The sequence below is a fragment of the Neisseria weixii genome, from assembly GCF_002327085.1.
Lineage (GTDB): Bacteria > Pseudomonadota > Gammaproteobacteria > Burkholderiales > Neisseriaceae > Neisseria > Neisseria weixii.
Genome location: NZ_CP023429.1, coordinates 1382567 through 1401057 on the forward strand (window position 1 = coordinate 1382567; position 18491 = coordinate 1401057).

Here is an 18491-nt window from a genome sequence, read left to right on the forward strand (position 1 = left end):
TTTATGAGCAGCTTCTTCCAGCAACAAGCCCGAATCATGACGGGCAAACATACCGGCAGCTGCCCGTTGCTCAAAATTAACCGGCTGCCCGATTGGCAGCCCGCCGGACAACTGCCCAACCGGCAAAAGACCCGTTACATCCGCGGCCACCGCGGCCGCCCCGCCTATCCGCTGCCGCCCGTGCTCAAAGCCGTATTGCCCGGCCAATGGCACAGCCTTTCCGATCCGGAATCGGAACGCTGTTCAGCCGCCCGTCCGGATTTCTGCTTCTTCTGCGGCTTTGATGAAGCCGCCTTACCCGGCCGCAGCACCCCCTGCCGTTTCCGCAACCGGCCGGCACAGGATGACGCCTTAGCCCGGCTTCCCGAACCGGTTAACCGCCGGCTGACCGAAAAAGGCTTAAAAACAGAGAAAGCCCCGGCAGCAGTGATTGACGCCGCCATCATCCAAACTGCCGGCGGCAAACAGCGTCAGGCTGTCGAAACCGATGAAAACGGCATCACTGCCGAAACCCTGCCCGGCAAAGACAAGGATGCGCGCCGGGTGAAGAAAGAGGGCAGATTCACCTTGGGCTGCAAACAACACACCCGCACCGGTTCGGAAGGCTGTATCGGGAAACAGCACACCACCCCGGCCGACGCCCGTGAGTGCAACCATTTCGGACCGCTGCCGGAAGGCACCGCACCCGGAACAACCGTCTATGCCGATAAGGGGTATGACAGTAAAGCCAACCGGGAGCATCTGCAAAGCAAACGGCTGTCCGGCGGCATGATGCGTAAGGCACAGCGGGGCAAACCTTTAACGGAGCAGGAGAAACAGCGCAATACGCAGCTGTCGGAAGTGCGCTGTGCGGCCGGGCAAACCTTCGGTACGCCGCACCGGAAATCCGGCTGTAAAAGAGCGCGTTATTTCGGTTTACGGAAAGTACCGGCGCAAAGCCATTTGAAAGCGGTGTGCCTGAACCTGCCAAAGGCAGCCGGCAGGCTTCGTGTGCCTGCTGCTGCCTGAAAAGGGCAATGTGCACCCGATAAAGGGGCTGATTGGGGGAAATACGGACGGGAAACACGTCTGAAAATGAAAAAACGGTTACCTGATTGTTCAGGTAACCGTTTGGATGGGACGGCCGGTATTTTGCAAAGGTCTCAGGCCGTCTGAAATTTCAGACGGCCTAGTAATGAAAGCATAGTTAATAACAAAAAAAGAGCGGTATGACCGTCTTCAAAGCCATACCGCTTAAGTTTGCGACACGCAAGTTGTTAACCCGAAACCTCTTCTGGCACCATCGGCAAGTGCCTGTCGTTGACACCATTAAAAACGCAAGCAAGGCGGTTTGGCTAATTATCTTTTTTGATAATTTGCATTAATTCTACTGATAATTTGTTTAAATATATATTTATTTCAATTACTTAAAATATTCAAAACCATTCAAACCTATTCTATTTCTCGTTTGGAATTTTTTAAAGGGTCTGAAAATCAAGTTCGGGCGGCTTCATTTCATTCATACTGTAAAGTCAGCCTTTTATTTGCCTTTTTTAAATGATATGATTTCCGCACAACATCCAACTACAACGCAAGGAGAAACGCCATGTCTGCTACATTACCCCGCCCGGAAATCGACCCGGACGGTATGCTGGAATATTCGGTGGTATACACTGACCGCGCCCTAAACCACATGTCACAAAAGTTTCAGACGGCCTTACGCTATATTTCCTCTACCTTAAAATCCATTTACCATGCCCGGCACGTTGCCGTGATTCCGGGCAGCGGCACCACCGGCATGGAAGCCGTGGCACGCCAGTTTGTCCGTAATCAAAAATGCCTGATTGTGCGCAACGGCTTTTTCAGCTACCGCTGGACACAAATCATCGAGCAAGGCTGTATTACCGATGACACCAAAGTCTTGACCGCCCGCCAAGCCGACGAATATCAAGCACCTTTCGCACCTGCACCGATTGATGAAGTATGCACCGAAATTGCCAAATACCGTCCAGCTGTAGTATTTGCGCCGCATGTTGAAACCGCGTCCGGCATCATCCTGCCTGACGACTACATCGCCCGCTTAGCCGAAGCCACGCATGAAGCCGGCGGCTTACTGGTCATTGACTGTATTGCCTCAGGTTGCATTTGGCTGGATATGGAAAACTGGGCATCGACGTGTTGATTTCCGCGCCGCAAAAAGGTTGGAGCGGCTCACCATGTGCCGGCTTGGTGATGTTGAACGAAGCCGCCTACCAAAAAGCACAAGAAACCCAGTCCGACAGCTTCGCCGTAGATTTGAAAAAATGGCTGCAAATCATAGAAGCCTTTGAAAACGGCGGCCATGCTTATCACGCCACTATGCCGACCGACAGTTTGTTCCGCTTGAGCGAAGTCATCCGCGAAGCCGAAGCCATCGGCTTTGAAACCCTGCGTGACCGCCAAACCGAATTGGGCAACAAAATCCGCTGTTTATTGGCCGAACGCGGCTATCCGAGCGTGGCTGCCGAAGGCTTCGAAGCACCGGGTGTTGTGGTGGCCTACACTGATAATCCCGACATTCAAAACGGCAAAGCCTTTATCGCACAAGGTTTGCAAATCGCATCAGGCGTTCCGCTGCAAGTGGGCGAGCGCAGCGATTTCCAAACCTTCCGCTTAGGCTTGTTCGGCTTGGACAAACTGCAAAACACCGACCGCACGGTTGCTTCATTTGCTGATGCCTTGGCTAAAGTGGGCTAAGCGCCATGAATAAAAGGCCGTCTGAAAACAATATCTTTCAGACGGCCTTTTTCAATCTATACACGCTCATCATTTATATTTTATTTATCCAACTTGCGCCATTTTTATGCGTGATTTATCTATTTTCCAATATAAGGCCGAGACCGTTGCAAAATCCCCATCTTTGGCACATTTCTTCGTTGCGCTGCTGGAAAGCCTGCCTATCTTCATGATAGGCCTTTGTTTTCTGTGTTGCTACAACTTTGAACTGCCTTAAATCTGAGGTTTTGCAAAGGTTTCGGGCCGTCTGAAAATTCATTTAGCTTGATTAGAATGGCGAAAACCCACATCAGGCTTGCATACTGCTTATCCGTAATCGGGGCGAACTGTGTATAATGCGTTTATTCTGTTATTCCACCATTTTCATTCCCGACATCATGACCGAATCCATCCGCTTACCCGCTTCCCGCCTCAAACCGTCCACCATTGCCCTGCCCGGCTCTAAAAGCATCAGCAACCGCACTTTGCTGCTGGCCGCATTATCCGACAATGTCTGCGAAATCCGCTCCCTGCTGAAATCCGACGATACCGACCGCATGCTCGAAGCCTTGGATAAACTGGGCGTGAAAATCGAATTTTTAGAAACAGGCCGTCTGAAAGTACACGGCACAGGCGGCGCTTTCCCCAATCGTGAAGCCGATTTGTTCTTGGGCAACGCCGGCACCGCATTCCGTCCGTTAACCGCTGCTTTGGCCGTTTTAGGTGGCAATTACCACTTACACGGCGTGCCGCGTATGCACGAGCGCCCGATTGGCAATTTGGTCGATGCGCTGCGCATTGCCGGTGCCGACATTGAATATCTGGGCAACGAAGGCTATCCGCCGCTGAATATCAACGCGTTTACCGACAACGGCGCGCGCGTGATTCCGATTAAAGGCAACGTATCCAGCCAATTTTTGACCGCGCTGTTGATGGCCTTGCCGCTGACCGGTCAGGCCTTTGAAATCCATATGGTCGGCGAGCTGATTTCCAAGCCCTACATCGACATCACGCTGAAGCTTATGGCGCAGTTCGGCGTGAACGTGGCTAACGAAGACTACCGCTTGTTCAAAATTCCGGCAGATGCGCGTTACCATGCGCCCGATGTTCTGCACGTCGAAGGCGACGCCTCCAGCGCATCTTATTTCTTGGGCGCAGGCCTGATTTCCGGCGCGCCGATACGCGTTACGGGTATCGGTTTGAACAGCATTCAGGGCGACGTGGCTTTTGCGCGCGAATTGGAAAAAATCGGCGCAGGCGTAGTATGGGGGACGATTTCATCGAAGTTTCGCGTCCCGAAAACCGAATCGTGCAAGCCTTTGATTTGGACGCGAACCATATTCCCGACGCAGCCATGACGCTGGCCGTGATTGCGCTGGCCAGCGGCAAACCCTGCACCCTGCGCAACATCGGCTCATGGCGCGTGAAGGAAACCGACCGCATCGCCGCAATGGCCAATGAATTGCGTAAACTCGGCGCGGAAGTGGTGGAAGAACCTGAAGCCATCCACATCACACCGCCGGCACAATTAAACGCCGATGCTGTCATCAATACCTACGACGACCACCGCGTCGCCATGTGTTTCTCGTTGGTGTCGCTGCTGGGCGTGCCGGTTATCATCAACGACCCGAAATGCACGCACAAAACCTTCCCGACTTATTTTGACGTGTTCGGTGAGATTACCGAAGCATTGTAAGGTTTAATATGTCAAGGCCGTCTGAAACTCAAAACGTTCAGACGGCCTGAGACCTTTGCAAAACTTCAAATTTGAGTACAGTTCGCAGTTAAAGCAGCACAGAAAGCGCAGACATATCATGAAGACAGGCAAGCTTTCGAGCAGCGCATAACGAAGAAATGTGCCAAAGATGGGGATTTTGCAAAGGTCTCAACTTTTTTGTTATAGTTTACCGTTCCCTATTATCTGAATCATTGTATGAACACGCCCAAAGCCTTTGCCATTCTCGGCCCGACCGCCAGCGGCAAAACCGGCCTCGCGCTCAAAATCGCCGAAACCCTGCCCGTGGAAATTATCAGCCTCGACTCCGCGCTGGTGTACCGCGATATGGACATCGGTACCGCCAAGCCTACCGCTGAAGAACGCTCTGCCGTGCCACACCATTTGATTGACATCATTTCGCCGCTGGAAAGCTACAGCGCGGCGGAATTTGTCGCCGATTGCGTGCGCTTGGTCAACGAGATTCATGCGCGTGACAGGCTGCCCTTAATTGTCGGCGGCACCATGATGTATTTCCACGCGCTGACCGAAGGTTTGAACGATTTGCCCGAAGCCGATGCCGCCATCCGCAGCCGGCTTCAAGCCGATAAAGCCGCGCACGGTTTGGCGCATTTGTATCAGCGTTTGCAGGAAATCGATCCCGAAACCGCAGGCCGTCTGAAAGCCAACGACAGCCAGCGCATCGAACGCGCCCTTGAAGTATTTATGCTGACCGGCAAACCCTTAAGCCGACATTTTGCCGAACAATCCGCCTACACGCCGCCGCTGGATTTGTGCACCATTGCGCTGATTCCCGAAAGCCGCGCCTTATTACACGCGCAAATCGGCAAGCGCTTCGGGCAGATGCTGGCACAAGGTTTTTTAGACGAAATGCTGCTGCTCAAAAGCCGCTATCCTGAATTGACGCCCGATTCCACCGCCATGCGCTGCGTCGGCTACCGCCAAGCATGGGATTATCTCGACGGCCTCACCGATTACGACACCTTTGTCGAAAAAGGCATTGTCGCCACCCGCCAACTGGCTAAGCGGCAGCTTACCTGGCTGCACAAAATTCCGTTCGCCCACGCGCTTGATCCTTATAGCGGAGATAATTATCTTCAGACGGCCTTAAACTTAGTGCGCCATCATTTTGACCAACAGGCCGTCTGAAATGAAATTGAGCACTCCGCCCATTGCACCAAAAACTTTAACCGCGCTGAATCGCTTAGGTATTACAACCTTGGCGGATTTGCGTGAAACCGGTTCGGTAAAAGCATTCTTGCTGCTCAAAGCTGCCGGCTGCACCGTCACCCAAAGCACCTTATGGCAACTCGAAGCCCTGCTGCTGGGCGTTGCCGCTACCGATTTAAGTGAGGCGCAAAAAGCGGCATTAAACCAAAAAATCAAGCAGCATATGCCCGTGTCCGTATTCCCTACGCCGTCTGAAATGGCAAGCTTTATGCAGACAGCGTTGCGGCAAGCCGAGCAGTCTGGCCAAACGGGTGAAATTCCCGTCGGCGCAGTGGTGGTACACAACGGCCGAATCATCGCCGCTGCCCACAACACTTGCGTACAAGACTGCAACATCAGCCACCACGCTGAAATCCGCGCTTTGGCACAAGCAGGCGCGGCATTGAATAACTACCGTCTCGACGGCTGTGATATCTACATCACACTCGAACCCTGCGCGATGTGCGCTTCGGCTCTGATTCAGGCGCGGGTAAAACGGGTGATTTTCGGGGCGGTCGAACCGAAAACCGGCGCAGCAGGCAGTGTGTTGAATTTGTTCGAGAACAGCTTATTAAACAAACACACTGCCGTTTTGGGCGGTGTGTTGGCCGATGAATGCCGGAATCTGTTACAGGCTTTTTTTCAAAAAAAACGCGGTTAAACTAAAGGCTGAGACCTTTGCAAAATCCCCATCTTTGACACATTTCTTCGTTATGCGCTCGAAAGCTTACCTGTCTTTATGATATATCTTCGCTTTCTGTGCTGCTATAACTTCGAACTGCACTCAAATCCGCGGTTTTACAAAGGTCTCAGGCCGTCTGAAAGAAAATCTTTCAGACGGCCTTTTTGTTAGCTAAACATCAACTTAGCCGATATTCGCCACAATCGCTACTACAATCACCGCCACCACCAAAGCCGCAACAAATTTGCCGGAACCGGCGAATTTCAGTAACGGCAGCTTGCCTTCCAATTCTTTGCAGCCGGTAATCATCGGCGTAATCAAATTGTGTTTTTTCAAAAACTTATATGCCAAAATGGTGATGATGTGCACTGCGGCCAAAATCAACAGCAGATTGAAGAAACCAAAGTGGATTTTGCGCATGGCCGCACCCGTGCTGCTGCTTACCAGACTGTTTAAATAGCCGTTGAAAATAAACGTGTTGTCATCAGGTAAAAACAAGCCCGTGGTTACCTGCACCAACACCGCACCCAGCAAAGCCAACACCATCAAAGCGCCCAGCGGATTGTGGCCGGGCTGCTCGTTTTCGGTAATTTCGCCTTTAAGGTAGCGGATAATCTGCTTCGGCCCGCGCACAAATCGGCTGAATTTGGCCGTATCGCTGCCCCAAAAACCCCAACACACGCGGAACACCACCAAAGCCAAAACCAACAGGCCGCAGCGCAAATGCCAAGCGAGCAAGTTACCGCCAGTCTCGCCGCTGTACCACATAAAGGCAATGGCCAACACCAGCATCCAGTGAAAAATGCGTGTGGGCAAATCCCAAACTTTGATTTTCTGTTTCATTGTTATGCTCTTTCTTATAAGATGGAGAAGATTTGTGTTTGCCCCATTTTAAACAAATTTGCCGACGGTATCATCATGATTTATCCACCTTATCGAATTCTTAACCCGGAACATCTTTTTCAGACGGCCACACAATTTCCGCATGTGTTCCGCCCGCGCGTGGGCGATTCGCACAAAGGCACTTACGGCACTTTAGCCATAATCGGCGGCGCAGCGGGCATGAGTGGTGCCGTTGTATTGGCGGCTACAGCGGCGGTGTATCAAGGCTGCGGCAAGGTTTGGGCAGGGTTTAACCAAACCGGTTTGCCCTTTGCCGTGATTCCCGAGCGGCCTGAAATCATGCTCTCCACAGCAGGACAACTCTGCCAGCGTACAGATATCGGTGCATGGGTAGTCGGCTGCGGTTTGGGTTTACAGGAAGATGGGGAACACATCATCACATGGGCATTGCAACACACCCGAAATCGGCCTTTATTACTCGATGCCGATGCGCTCACTTTAATTGCCCGCTCACAAACCTACCGCAATATGGCTGAGCAACACGGCCAATTGGTGCTCACGCCGCATCCGGCCGAAGCCGCGCGATTGTTGCAAGCCACCACCGCCGATATTCAGGCCAACCGTATGGAATCGGCAAAAGCCATCAGCCAAACATTCAATGCCATCACTGTATTGAAAGGTCATCAATCCTTGGTCGCCACGCCCGACGGGCAGATTTATACCAACTTCAGCGGCAATGCCGGATTGGCGACGGCAGGCAGCGGCGATGTGTTGAGCGGCATCATCGGCAGCCTATTAACACAGGGTATTGATACGCAAGAAGCCGTTCAAGCCGGTGTGTGGTTGCACGGCGCAGCAGCGGATGTCTTGCGCGACAGCCAAATCGGCGAAATCGGTATGCTGGCCGGCGAAATTGCACCGGTCGCGCGTTGGTTGCGCAATCGGCTTACCAATCAGACAACCAATCCGGTTAAGCTTTGGCATGCTTAGTTATTTCATTATTATCGTAAAGGCCGTCTGAAAACCCAAAAATATATTTTCTGAAAACCCAAAAATATATTTTCAGACGGCCTGTTTTGCATTCTGCCGCTAACGCGTGTATGCTTGCGATTTTTATTTTATTGTCAACAATGATGAACAAACTTACTCAAATCAGCCATTTTATCGGCAAAACCTTTGCTTTTTGGGCAGCCTTATGCGCCATCATCGCGTTTGTTTCCCCTGAAACCTTTAAATGGGTGCTGCAATATGTACCGGTTTTACTCGGCGTGGTGATGTTCGGCATGGGCTTGACGCTCAGCCCTTCGGATTTCAAAATCATTACCCAACACCCGAAAGCCGTGATTATCGGTGTGGTGGCGCAATTCGTGATTATGCCGCTGGTGGCTTATCTGCTGACCCAATTATTTAGTCTGCCGCCCGAAGTGGCCGTTGGTGTGATTTTGGTCGGCTGCTGCCCGGGCGGCACGTCATCCAACGTAATGACTTATCTCGCGCGCGGTAATGTGGCCTTATCGGTGGCTGTAACTTCGATTTCTACTTTATTGGCACCGATTCTCACGCCGATGATTTTTATGCTGCTGGCCAATGAATTACTCGACATCAATGCCACATCGATGTTTGTGTCGATTTTGAAAATAGTGTTACTCCCGATTGTGCTGGGCGTAATTGCGCATACGCTGTTTAAAACCCAAACCGAAAAAGCCGTCGGCATATTGCCGTTGATTTCGGTGATTACGATTACGCTGATTATCGGTGCGGTGGTCGGCGCCAGCAAAGGCAAAATTATTGAAAGCGGCTTGCTGATTTTCGGCGTAGTGGTTCTACACAACGGTATCGGTTATTTGTTGGGCTTTTTGACAGCCAAATTCTGCAAGCTGTCTTACGATGCGCAAAAAACCTTGGCCATCGAAGTGGGTATGCAAAATTCCGGTTTAGGCGCAGCTTTGGCAGCTGCACACTTTGCCGCAGCACCGGTGGTGGCCGTACCGAGCGCACTGTTTAGCGTGTGGCACAATATTTCCGGTTCGCTGCTGGCTTCTTTATTGGGCCGGTAAAGCGGATAAAAATACTTAATACTTGTTAAATGAAAACCAGGCCGTCTGAACGCTCATTGCTTTCAGACGGCCTTTTGATGACTAAAAACCATAAAGAAAACGGCATATCTTCACAGATATACCGTTGATTGGGTTAAGAGAACCGCTATATATGGTAGTGGTTTGTGTTTTAGTCCTCTTGCGCCCCGGTTTGCAGGTAGTTTGCCAAACCGATTTTGGCAATCAGTTCCTGCCGGGTTTCAAGCCAGTCGATTTGCTCTTCGTTGGTATCTTTTGTTTTTCCAACAAGTCGCGGCTGACGTAATCTTGCTTTTCTTCACACAAGGCAATAGCAGCGACCAAGGCTTCGTGTTTTTCATTTTCTTTGGTCAAATCGCAAGTGATGATTTCTTCGGTGCTCTCGCCAATCAGCAATTTGCCCAATTCTTGCAGGTTCGGCAAGCCTTCCAAAAACAAAATACGCTCAATCAAATCATCGGCAGCTTTCATTTCGATGATGGATTGTTTGTAGAAATGTTTGCCCAAATCTTCAAAGCCCCAGTTTTTGAAAATGCGGGCATGTAAAAAATATTGGTTGATGGTTACCAAAAGCAAGCCTAAGTTTTTATTCAGCTCGCGGATAACTAAACGGTCGCCTTTCATAAATAGCCTCCTCGTTCAATTACATTTGGCTTTGGTAATAATTACCTTCACCAATCAATTCGATCAGGCGCAATTGTTGCTCCAGCCAGTGGGCATGATCTTCTTCGGTGTCTTTCAATTGCTGAATCATCAAGTCGCGGGTAACGTAATCTTGAACTTCTTCACACAATTTGATACCTTTTTTCAGCGTATCGCGCACTTCGTATTCGGTGTTCAAATCTGCTTGCAAGCAGCTTTTTACATCAGTACCGATATTGATATCGGCACGAACCATTTTCGGCGTGCCCCCCAACATCAGAATACGGCGGATGAAGGCTTCGGCGTGTTGGATTTCTTCTTCCATTTCGTGATTCAGACGTTCGAACAATTTGGTGTAGCCCCATTCTGAATACAGACGCGAATGAATGAAATATTGATCGCGGGCGGCCAATTCTCCGGCCAGCAATTCGTTCATATAGTCGATAACTTGTTGATTGCCTTGCATGGTGTTTCCTCTTTTTTGAATGCCGTTTCGGGCAAATGTGTTGGTTTCGGGATTGGATGTAATATATTGTATTGAAGATTGCCGCCCGATACAAATTTTCTATTTAAAATACAAATAATTATCAAAAATATCTTAAAGAAAAAAGGCCGTCTGAAAAAATCAATTGGCTGATTTTTATCACTTTTTGTTGCCATTGGTATTAAGAATCTCTTGCAACGCAATCAGATATTTACATTTTTTAACCATAAATAAAAGCAAATAAAGTAAAAAAATCCATCAAATTTAATTATGAATTATTCTCAACTGCTTTTATACATTATCCTACAACACCATTAGATCCTGCCTGAAAAATATCCGTCTCAACCCGACGGCTTTATTTTTATCGTGCTATAATGTCGAGTTATCTTAAAAATCTTATTAAGGCACGATTTAAGCCATGAAACAAATTCGCAATATTGCCATCATCGCACACGTCGATCACGGCAAAACCACATTAGTTGACCAATTATTACGCCAATCCGGTACATTCCGCGACAACCAGCAGGTTGACGAACGCGTGATGGATAGCGGCGATATCGAAAAAGAGCGCGGCATCACCATCTTGGCTAAAAACACCGCCATCGAATACGAAGGCTACCACATCAACATCGTCGATACCCGGGGCACGCCGACTTCGGCGGTGAAGTAGAACGTGTATTGGGCATGGTTGATTGCGTGGTGTTGTTGGTTGATGCGCAAGAAGGCCCTATGCCGCAAACCCGTTTTGTGACCAAAAAAGCATTGGCTTTGGGTTTGAAACCGATTGTTGTGATCAACAAAATCGACAAACCAAGCGCCCGCCCAAGCTGGGTAATCGATCAGACTTTCGAACTGTTCGATGCCTTGGGTGCGACTGATGAGCAACTCGACTTCCCAATCGTATACGCTTCCGGCTTAAGCGGCTTTGCCCGTTTGGAAGAAGACGGCACTGAAAACGACATGCGTGTGCTGTTTGAAACCATTTTGAAACACACTCCGGCACCAAACGGCAGCGCCGATGAAACGCTGCAGCTGCAAATTTCCCAACTCGACTACGACAACTACACCGGCCGCTTAGGTATTGGCCGCATTTTGAACGGCCGTATCAAGCCGGGTCAAGTGGTTGCCGTAATGAACCACGACACCCAAGTCGCTCAAGGCCGCATTAACCAATTGCTGGGCTTCAAAGGCTTGGAACGCGTGCCATTGGAAGAAGGCGAAGCCGGTGACATCGTGATTATTTCCGGTATCGAAGACATCGGTATCGGCGTCACCATCACAGAAAAAGACAACCCTAAAGGCCTGCCTATGCTCAGCGTTGACGAACCAACGTTGACTATGGACTTTATGGTAAACACTTCTCCATTGGCCGGCACCGAAGGCAAATTCGTGACTTCGCGCCAAATCCGCGACCGTTTGCAAAAAGAATTGCTGACCAACGTCGCCCTGCGTGTCGAAGATACCGATGATGCCGATATTTTCCGCGTTTCCGGCCGTGGTGAATTGCACTTGACCATTTTGTTGGAAAACATGCGCCGCGAAGGCTACGAATTGGCCGTCGGCAAACCGCGCGTGGTGTACCGCGAAATCAACGGTGAAAAATGCGAGCCTTATGAAAACCTGACCGTTGACGTCCCTGACGACAACCAAGGCGCAGTCATGGAAGAGCTTGGCCGCCGCCGTGGCGAATTGACCAACATGGAAAGCGACGGCAACGGCCGCACCCGCTTGGAATACCACATTCCGGCACGCGGTTTGATCGGCTTCCAAGGTGAATTCATGACCATGACCCGCGGCACCGGCTTGATGAGTCACGTTTTTGATGATTATGCACCGGTGAAAGCCGATATGCCGGGTCGTCACAACGGTGTGTTGGTTTCGCAAGAACAAGGCGAAGCCGTGGCTTATGCCTTGTGGAACTTGGAAGACCGCGGCCGCATGTTTGTGTCTCCGGGCGAAAAAATCTATGAAGGCATGATTATCGGTATCCATAGCCGCGATAACGATTTGGTCGTTAACCCATTAAAAGGTAAAAAACTGACCAACGTACGCGCCAGCGGCACTGACGAAGCCGTGCGCTTGACCACGCCAATCAAGCTGACTTTGGAAGGCGCGGTAGAGTTTATCGACGATGATGAATTGGTAGAAATTACGCCAAAATCCATCCGCCTGCGTAAACGCCACTTGAGCGAACAAGAACGCCGCCGCCACTTCAAAAAATTGGATTAATTTCGATTTAACCATACAAAGGCCGTCTGAAAAGCTATAATGTTTTTTCAGACGGCCTTTTTAATGTTAACTTGTCTATCATGAAGAATCACCCTGCTCACACTACCGAAGGTGAACAGCCCGACACCAATGTCGAGCAAACTGCGCCGCGTAGCAACACCAGCAACGCGCCCAAAGCCGCCATCCACCAAACCTTATATTCTGCCGACAACTTTGCGCAGCATGATTATTTAGCCAAAGGCAAAAAGCTGCCCAAAATCATTGCCGCCGAAGCCGGGCAAACCAATTGGCTGCATTTTATCGGCATCAACAACATCGATCTGCTCAAGCACGCGCTTCAGCCCTATGGCATTCACGAATTGGTGATTGAAGACATTCTCAGCCGCAAGCAACGCCCAAAAATCGAAGATTACGGCCACTATATCTTCATCGCCGCGCAAGTGTACAATTATGGCGCCACCAAGCTGCATTCGGATCAAGTGTATTTGGTAATCGGTAAAGATTTTGTCTTGTCGTTCCAGCAAAAGCCGTTGGGCTTGTTCAGCCAATTCCGCCAGCTTATGCGCCACAACCCCCATCATGTTTTGGATAAAAACGCCGCATTTTTGGCTTATTATTTGCTTGACCGCATTGTGGATGATTATTTCATCGTCTTGGAAGATTACGACAACCGCGTCGAGGCCATCGATAACGCCCTATTCAAAAATGAAAACGACGACACCTTATTAAGCCGCATTCATCGTCTCAAACGCGATGCCGTGCGTCTGCGTCGTACTTTATTGCCCATGCGCGACGTGTTTTACCAGCTTGCCGTACGTGGCGACTACGATATTTTCAAAGGCGAGTCTACCGTTTACCTGCGCGACGTGTACGATCATAATTTGCAGCTGATCGAAACGTTGGAAGCCTCGCGCGACATGGTCGTCAGCATGATGGACGTGTATTTGTCGTTCCAATCCAACCGCCTGAACCAGCAAATGCGCGTATTAACCGTCATCACCATTATATTTATGCCCCTAACCGTGATTACCGGCACTTATGGCATGAACTTCGACAATATGCCCGAATTGCATTGGTATTACGGCTATTACGCCGTGCTTGGCCTAATGGCGACGATTATCATCGGCCTGTTGATTTTCTTCTCCCGTAGAAAATGGTTATAACAAAATTTACAAATTAAATTGGATTTTATTTTTTAATTTATTATAATTATTAAATCTATAGCAAACATAAGCCATCAATATGGAAAATACCCAACGCCAAGCATCACACGAATTGATCATGTCCGAACTGATGATGCCCGATACTGCCAACTTCAGCGGCAACGTTCACGGCGGCGATTTACTGCGTCTGCTCGACCAAGTGGCCTACTCGTGCGCCAGCCGTTACAGCGGCTACTATTGCGTCACCCTTTCCTGCGACCGCGTGTTGTTTAAAGAGCCGATTCTCACATTGGTGAACTGGTCACCTTCTACGGCAGCGTCAACTACACCGGCCGAACATCCATGGAGATAGGCATCCGTGTCGAAGCGCAAAACATCCGCACCGGCGTCATCCGCCACACCAACAGCTGTTATTTCACCATGGTCGCCATGGAAAACGGCAAAACGGTTGAAATTCCGCAATTGGAAGTGAAAACCGAATTACAACGCTGCCGCTGGGAAAAAGCCAAAAAACGCAAAGAAATGAGCTTGCAAAGCAGCAAGATTTCTTGCGAATCTTAACTACAGGTTTCTTTAAACCCCATTGACAATGCCGTCTGAAGCTTTTCAGACGGCATTGTTTTATATCATTAAAATAACGAGACTGTTGCAACACCCGAAATGCCTCAGAAATCTTCATTCCATCATTATTGGATTCAATCCGATAATTCAATACAAAAGGATCGAGACCGTCTGAAAAACATTTTTCAGACGGTCTCGATATTTCTACTCAACCTACACGGTAAAACGCCAAACTGCCCAACAAATTCGGCAAATATTTCACCTGCTTACTACCGGCCATCACTGCGCGTTCCTGCACACGGATTTTGTTTTGGCACACAGCAAATCAAAATCTTTGAGCGTACACCAATGGATATTCGGCGTATTGTACCAATGATAAGGCATGCGTTCCGACACCGGCATATGGCCGCCCAACGCGATTTGAATGCGGTTGCGCCAATAGCCGAAATTCGGGAAACTGACGATGGCCTGCTTGGATACGCGCATCAGGCTTTGCAAAATCAATTCGGTATTCTGCATGGCCTGAATGGTTTGGCTCAACACAATCATATCAAACGAATTGTCACCAAACTCTTCCAAACCGCGCTCCAAATCGGCCTGAATCACGTTCACACCGCGTGCCATGGCGGCAATGATGCTGTCGGTGTCGATTTCAATGCCGTAACCGCTGCAATTTTTATGCGCCACCAACGCAGCCAGCAATTCACCGTCGCCGCAGCCCAAATCCAATACGCGGCTGCCTTCAGGAATCCAGTCATAAATCAATTGTAAATCATCGCGTAAATTCATGATTGAACCTCCTTGGCAACATTGTTCATGTAAGCGGCAACGGCGCGGATGTAGGCCTCGTCTTCCATCAAAAAGGCATCGTGGCCGTGGTTGGACTGCACTTCAATATACTGCACCGATTTGCGTGCAGCAATCAGCGCTTTGGCCAACTCTTTCGAGCGCTCGGGCGCAAAACGCCAGTCGGTGCTGAAGCTGGCAACAAAAAATTTGGCCTGCACGTTTTGCAGCGCTTTGCTCAGATTGTTATTAAAATCGGCCGCCGGATCAAAATAATCCAAGGCTTTGGTCATCAATAAATAGGTGTTGGCATCAAAATGTCCGGCAAACTTATCGCCTTGATAGCGCAAATACGATTCGACTTCAAACTCTACGCCGTAACCATATTGATAGCCGTCCGAATGCAGCTCGCGGCCGAATTTTTGCCCAAACCTTCTTCCGCCAGATAAGTAATATGCCCCATCATACGGGCGATGCGCAGGCCGCGGGTCGGGATTTTTTGCTCGCGTGCGTAGTGTCCGTCATTAAAATCAGGGTCGGTCAAAATAGCCTGTCGTGCAACGTCGTTAAACGCAATGTTTTGTGTGGAAAGTTTCGGCGCAGAAGCAATCACCAAAGCATGGCGCACGCGCTCGGGGAAATCAATTGTCCATTGCAATGCTTGCATACCGCCCAAGCTGCCGCCGACAACCGCCGACCATTGTTGAATACCCAAAGCATCGGCCAACATCGCTTGCGATTTCACCCAGTCTTTGACCGTTACCACCGGAAAATCAGCACCATAATCTTGGCCGGTTGCCGGGTTTTCCGACAAAGGCCCCGTCGTGCCGTGGCAGCCACCCAAATTGTTCAACCCGACCACAAAAAACGCTCGGTATCAATCGGCTTGCCGGGGCCGACCATGTTGTCCCACCAGCCGGGATATTTATCTTCTGCGGTATGGTAGCCGGCCACATGATGATTGCCCGACAAAGCATGGCAAATCAATACCGCATTGGATTTTTCCGCATTCAGCTCGCCATAGGTCTCAATCATCAAATCAAAACGCGGCAAAGTCTGGCCGTTGACCAGTACAAAGGGCGCTTCAAATGCAATTTTTCGGGGGTTACAATGCCCAACGAGCCATTTTTATTCATGATTATTCCAAGGGTGATGCAAAAAATGTATTATAGCGTTTAGCCAACATTTTGACATATCCTGTCCATAAAATTCCTTTACAGCCTTCTTTCAGACGGCCTTATTCTAAGAAATCACCAAAGAGCCACCCCATGATAGGCCGCCTGCTGCGAATTTTTTTCCTTTTTGCCATTATTGCCCTGATTATCAACCGTCTGTTCAACCGCAAGCAGAAACGTGCCATGCGCGAAGTGGCACAAATCAGTGCGTGGGTATTGGCGGGCGCCTCGGTAGCAACACTGATTTGGTATTTGATTATGCTGTATTTCAAGCATATCCCGAACAGTTATTAATGATGCAAAGGCCGTCTGAACAGCCTTTATCCAAGACAAATCTGCGAAAAAATGCTATGCTTTCTCTTTTAAATCTGTCGAACTGATTGTTTGAAGCAATGAAAAAGTTTCTTATCCGACCGCTGCGCTTATTACCGCTGCAGCACTCGGCACACCTTACTATCTGGGCATTCAAGCCGAAAAAAGCCTGACTTCGCAGCAAAAATTACTGCAAGAATCGGGCTTTCTGACCATTGAGTCACACGACTACGACCGCGGCTGGTTTACATCCACCGAAACCACCGTCATCCGCTTGAAACCGACCTTGCTGAAAAATACGCAAAAATACCTGCCTGACAATCTGAAAACCGTGTTAAAAGAGCCGATTACCGTGGTCAACCATGTGACCCACGGTCCTTTTGCCGGTGGCTTCGGCACGCGCGCGAAAGTAAAAACCGAATTTCAATACCATCCTGAAGCAGCTAAAGTATTGGCTCGTTTCTTCGGCGACCAAACACCGGTCAGCATGACCAACACCGTTTATTTCAACGGCAACGGCGTGATGAAACTCAGCATTCCGGCATTCGATTACGAAGAATTGTCCGGCATTAAGCTGACATGGCAAGGCTTAAGCGGCCAAACCGATTATCAAAACGACTTCATCGGCTATTCACACGACTACGCCGCGCCTTCACTACAAGTCAAATTGGCCGACAAAGGCGATATTTCCCTGGAAAATTTGCATTTCAAATCGGAAACTTCAGACGGCCTCAACAAACTTTCTTTAGGCAAAAGCAGCATCACGCTGGATAAATTCCTGCTGCAATGGAAAGAAGGCATTGATTACAATGTCAAATTAAACGAACTGGTGAATTTGGTGACCAATCTGCAAATCGGCGCGTTTATCAATCCGACCGGCACGATTACACCTTCCACCATTGAAGTGACGAAGTTGAAATTTGAGACCCAAACCAACGAAGTCGATAAATTTATCAATAGCGAAGGCCGCTTCCAATTCGACACCCTGACCTACGGCAAAGACCGCTACGGCCCGCTCGACATCAATGTCGCCGCAGAGCATCTGGATGCACAAGGTTTGTTAGCGCTCAAAACCAAATTTGCGCAAATTGCCGATACGGAAATGAGCGAAGAGCAGATTCAAAACGAATTGATTCAGACGGCCAAGACCGATGCTTCAGGTTTGTTCACCCAAAACCCGGTGCTAAACGTGAAGGCATTTAAATTCACCATGCCGCAAGGCAATGTCGATGCTTCCGGTACATTGGCCTTTAAAGGCTTGGTGCAGAAAGATTTGGATAATCTGGCGGATATGCTCAAGAAAACCGAAGCCGATTTCAATATCCAAGTGCCGCAAAAATTGTTGGAGCAAATGGCCATCAACCAAGCGCGCAGCATTTTCAGCGTGAATCCTGAAGACGAAGCTGCCGGACGCACTACCATTGACGACATCAACGAAACCTTGCGCCTGATGGTCGACAGCACCATCCAAAGCATGGCGCGCGACCAATACCTGACCTTGCAAGATAATCTTGTGAAAACACATCTCAATCTGCAAAACAGCGAGCTGAAGCTTAACGGTAAAGTATTGGAAATCGAACCGGAAGCGGCATTCGACGAAAGCGATATGCTGCGCGATGAGGCCTTTGAAGATAGAGCGGCATCAACTGCACCATAACCCTTTTTTGACTGTCTAAAAAGCCGTCTGAAACATTTCAGACGGCTTTTTGCATCATTTGATTTTTACCGATTATTTGCAAAAATCAATACATTAATCAGCAATATTCACTTTCAGTATCCTTACTGATTAAACTCAGCCAACTACAAAAAAATAAGTTTGGCAGTTCACCGAGATTGGTACTACATTCAAAAAGTTGTCATCC

General features: G+C 49.3%; 11 protein-coding genes and 7 pseudogenes. 13 read left to right on the forward strand and 5 right to left on the reverse strand.

Going from position 1 to position 18491, the window contains the following annotated elements; translation table 11 throughout:
- The first annotated feature begins 3 nt into the window (after positions 1–3).
- The 6 genes and pseudogenes from CGZ65_RS07035 to tadA all read left to right on the forward strand — a co-directional run bounded on the left by CGZ65_RS07035 (position 4) and on the right by tadA (position 6338).
- The gene (locus CGZ65_RS07035; protein WP_096295346.1) at positions 4–1008 is read left to right on the forward strand and encodes an IS5 family transposase; all 1005 of its coding nucleotides are present in this window, start codon (positions 4–6) and stop codon (positions 1006–1008) included.
- 577 nt (positions 1009–1585) lie between these two features.
- A complete protein-coding gene (locus CGZ65_RS14080) occupies positions 1586–2161 on the forward strand; it encodes a pyridoxal-phosphate-dependent aminotransferase family protein (protein ID WP_232507393.1) in 576 nt (191 codons plus the stop codon).
- Entirely contained in the window at positions 2125–2715 is a 591-nt protein-coding gene (locus tag CGZ65_RS14085; protein WP_232507394.1) for a pyridoxal-phosphate-dependent aminotransferase family protein, read from the forward strand. Before CGZ65_RS14080 ends, CGZ65_RS14085 begins: the two co-directional genes overlap by 37 nt.
- Before the next feature lie 416 nt (positions 2716–3131).
- Positions 3132–4429, forward strand: a pseudogene (gene aroA / locus CGZ65_RS07045) (3-phosphoshikimate 1-carboxyvinyltransferase).
- 237 nt (positions 4430–4666) lie between these two features.
- Entirely contained in the window at positions 4667–5617 is a 951-nt protein-coding gene (gene miaA / locus CGZ65_RS07050) for a tRNA (adenosine(37)-N6)-dimethylallyltransferase MiaA (RefSeq protein WP_096295347.1), read from the forward strand.
- 1 nt (position 5618) lies between these two features.
- Positions 5619–6338 carry a tRNA adenosine(34) deaminase TadA gene (gene tadA, locus CGZ65_RS07055; RefSeq protein WP_096295348.1) on the forward strand — a complete coding sequence of 240 codons (720 nt, stop codon included), beginning with the start codon at positions 5619–5621 and terminating at the stop codon, positions 6336–6338.
- A gap of 204 nt (positions 6339–6542) precedes the next feature.
- Here tadA and CGZ65_RS07060 read toward each other — a convergent pair whose 3' ends face one another.
- Entirely contained in the window at positions 6543–7202 is a 660-nt protein-coding gene (locus CGZ65_RS07060; protein ID WP_096295349.1) for a cytochrome b/b6 domain-containing protein, read from the reverse strand.
- A 75-nt stretch (positions 7203–7277) separates the two neighbouring features.
- On the opposite strand from CGZ65_RS07060, the gene CGZ65_RS07065 reads away from it, so the two are divergent.
- Together CGZ65_RS07065 and CGZ65_RS07070 are read left to right on the forward strand one after the other, a co-directional pair.
- Positions 7278–8192, forward strand: coding sequence for an NAD(P)H-hydrate dehydratase (locus tag CGZ65_RS07065; RefSeq protein WP_096296127.1), 915 nt, complete (start codon positions 7278–7280; stop codon positions 8190–8192).
- Between the two features lie 143 nt (positions 8193–8335).
- Positions 8336–9278: pseudogene (locus CGZ65_RS07070) on the forward strand (bile acid:sodium symporter family protein).
- Positions 9279–9428: 150 nt separating this feature from the next.
- Here CGZ65_RS07070 and bfr (CGZ65_RS07075) read toward each other — a convergent pair.
- Both bfr (CGZ65_RS07075) and bfr (CGZ65_RS07080) read right to left on the reverse strand, forming a co-directional pair.
- Positions 9429–9901, reverse strand: a pseudogene (gene bfr / locus CGZ65_RS07075) (bacterioferritin).
- A 19-nt stretch (positions 9902–9920) separates the two neighbouring features.
- On the reverse strand, positions 9921–10385 hold the full coding sequence (gene bfr, locus CGZ65_RS07080) for a bacterioferritin (RefSeq protein ID WP_096295350.1): 465 nt from the start codon (positions 10383–10385) through the stop codon (positions 9921–9923).
- Positions 10386–10821: 436 nt separating this feature from the next.
- Here bfr (CGZ65_RS07080) and typA point away from each other — a divergent pair.
- From typA to CGZ65_RS07095, 3 genes and pseudogenes are all read left to right on the forward strand, one after another.
- Positions 10822–12632, forward strand: a pseudogene (typA, locus tag CGZ65_RS07085) (translational GTPase TypA).
- Between the two features lie 80 nt (positions 12633–12712).
- Positions 12713–13795, forward strand: a complete 1083-nt coding sequence (corA, locus tag CGZ65_RS07090; protein ID WP_096295351.1) for a magnesium/cobalt transporter CorA — start codon at positions 12713–12715, stop codon at positions 13793–13795.
- A 79-nt stretch (positions 13796–13874) separates the two neighbouring features.
- A pseudogene (locus tag CGZ65_RS07095) lies at positions 13875–14356 on the forward strand (acyl-CoA thioesterase).
- Positions 14357–14564: 208 nt separating this feature from the next.
- Here the strand turns inward: CGZ65_RS07095 and metW are convergent.
- A pseudogene (metW, locus tag CGZ65_RS07100) lies at positions 14565–15145 on the reverse strand (methionine biosynthesis protein MetW).
- Positions 15142–16278: pseudogene (metX, locus tag CGZ65_RS07105) on the reverse strand (homoserine O-succinyltransferase MetX). Before metX ends, metW begins: the two co-directional pseudogenes overlap by 4 nt.
- A gap of 132 nt (positions 16279–16410) precedes the next feature.
- On the opposite strand from metX, the gene CGZ65_RS07110 reads away from it, so the two are divergent.
- A complete protein-coding gene (locus CGZ65_RS07110; protein ID WP_096295352.1) occupies positions 16411–16611 on the forward strand; it encodes a protein MIGRI in 201 nt (66 codons plus the stop codon).
- Positions 16612–16741: 130 nt separating this feature from the next.
- Positions 16742–18286: a YdgA family protein gene (locus CGZ65_RS07115; protein ID WP_096295353.1), complete on the forward strand. Its 1545-nt coding sequence runs from the start codon at positions 16742–16744 to the stop codon at positions 18284–18286.
- Positions 18287–18491: the final 205 nt, after the last annotated feature.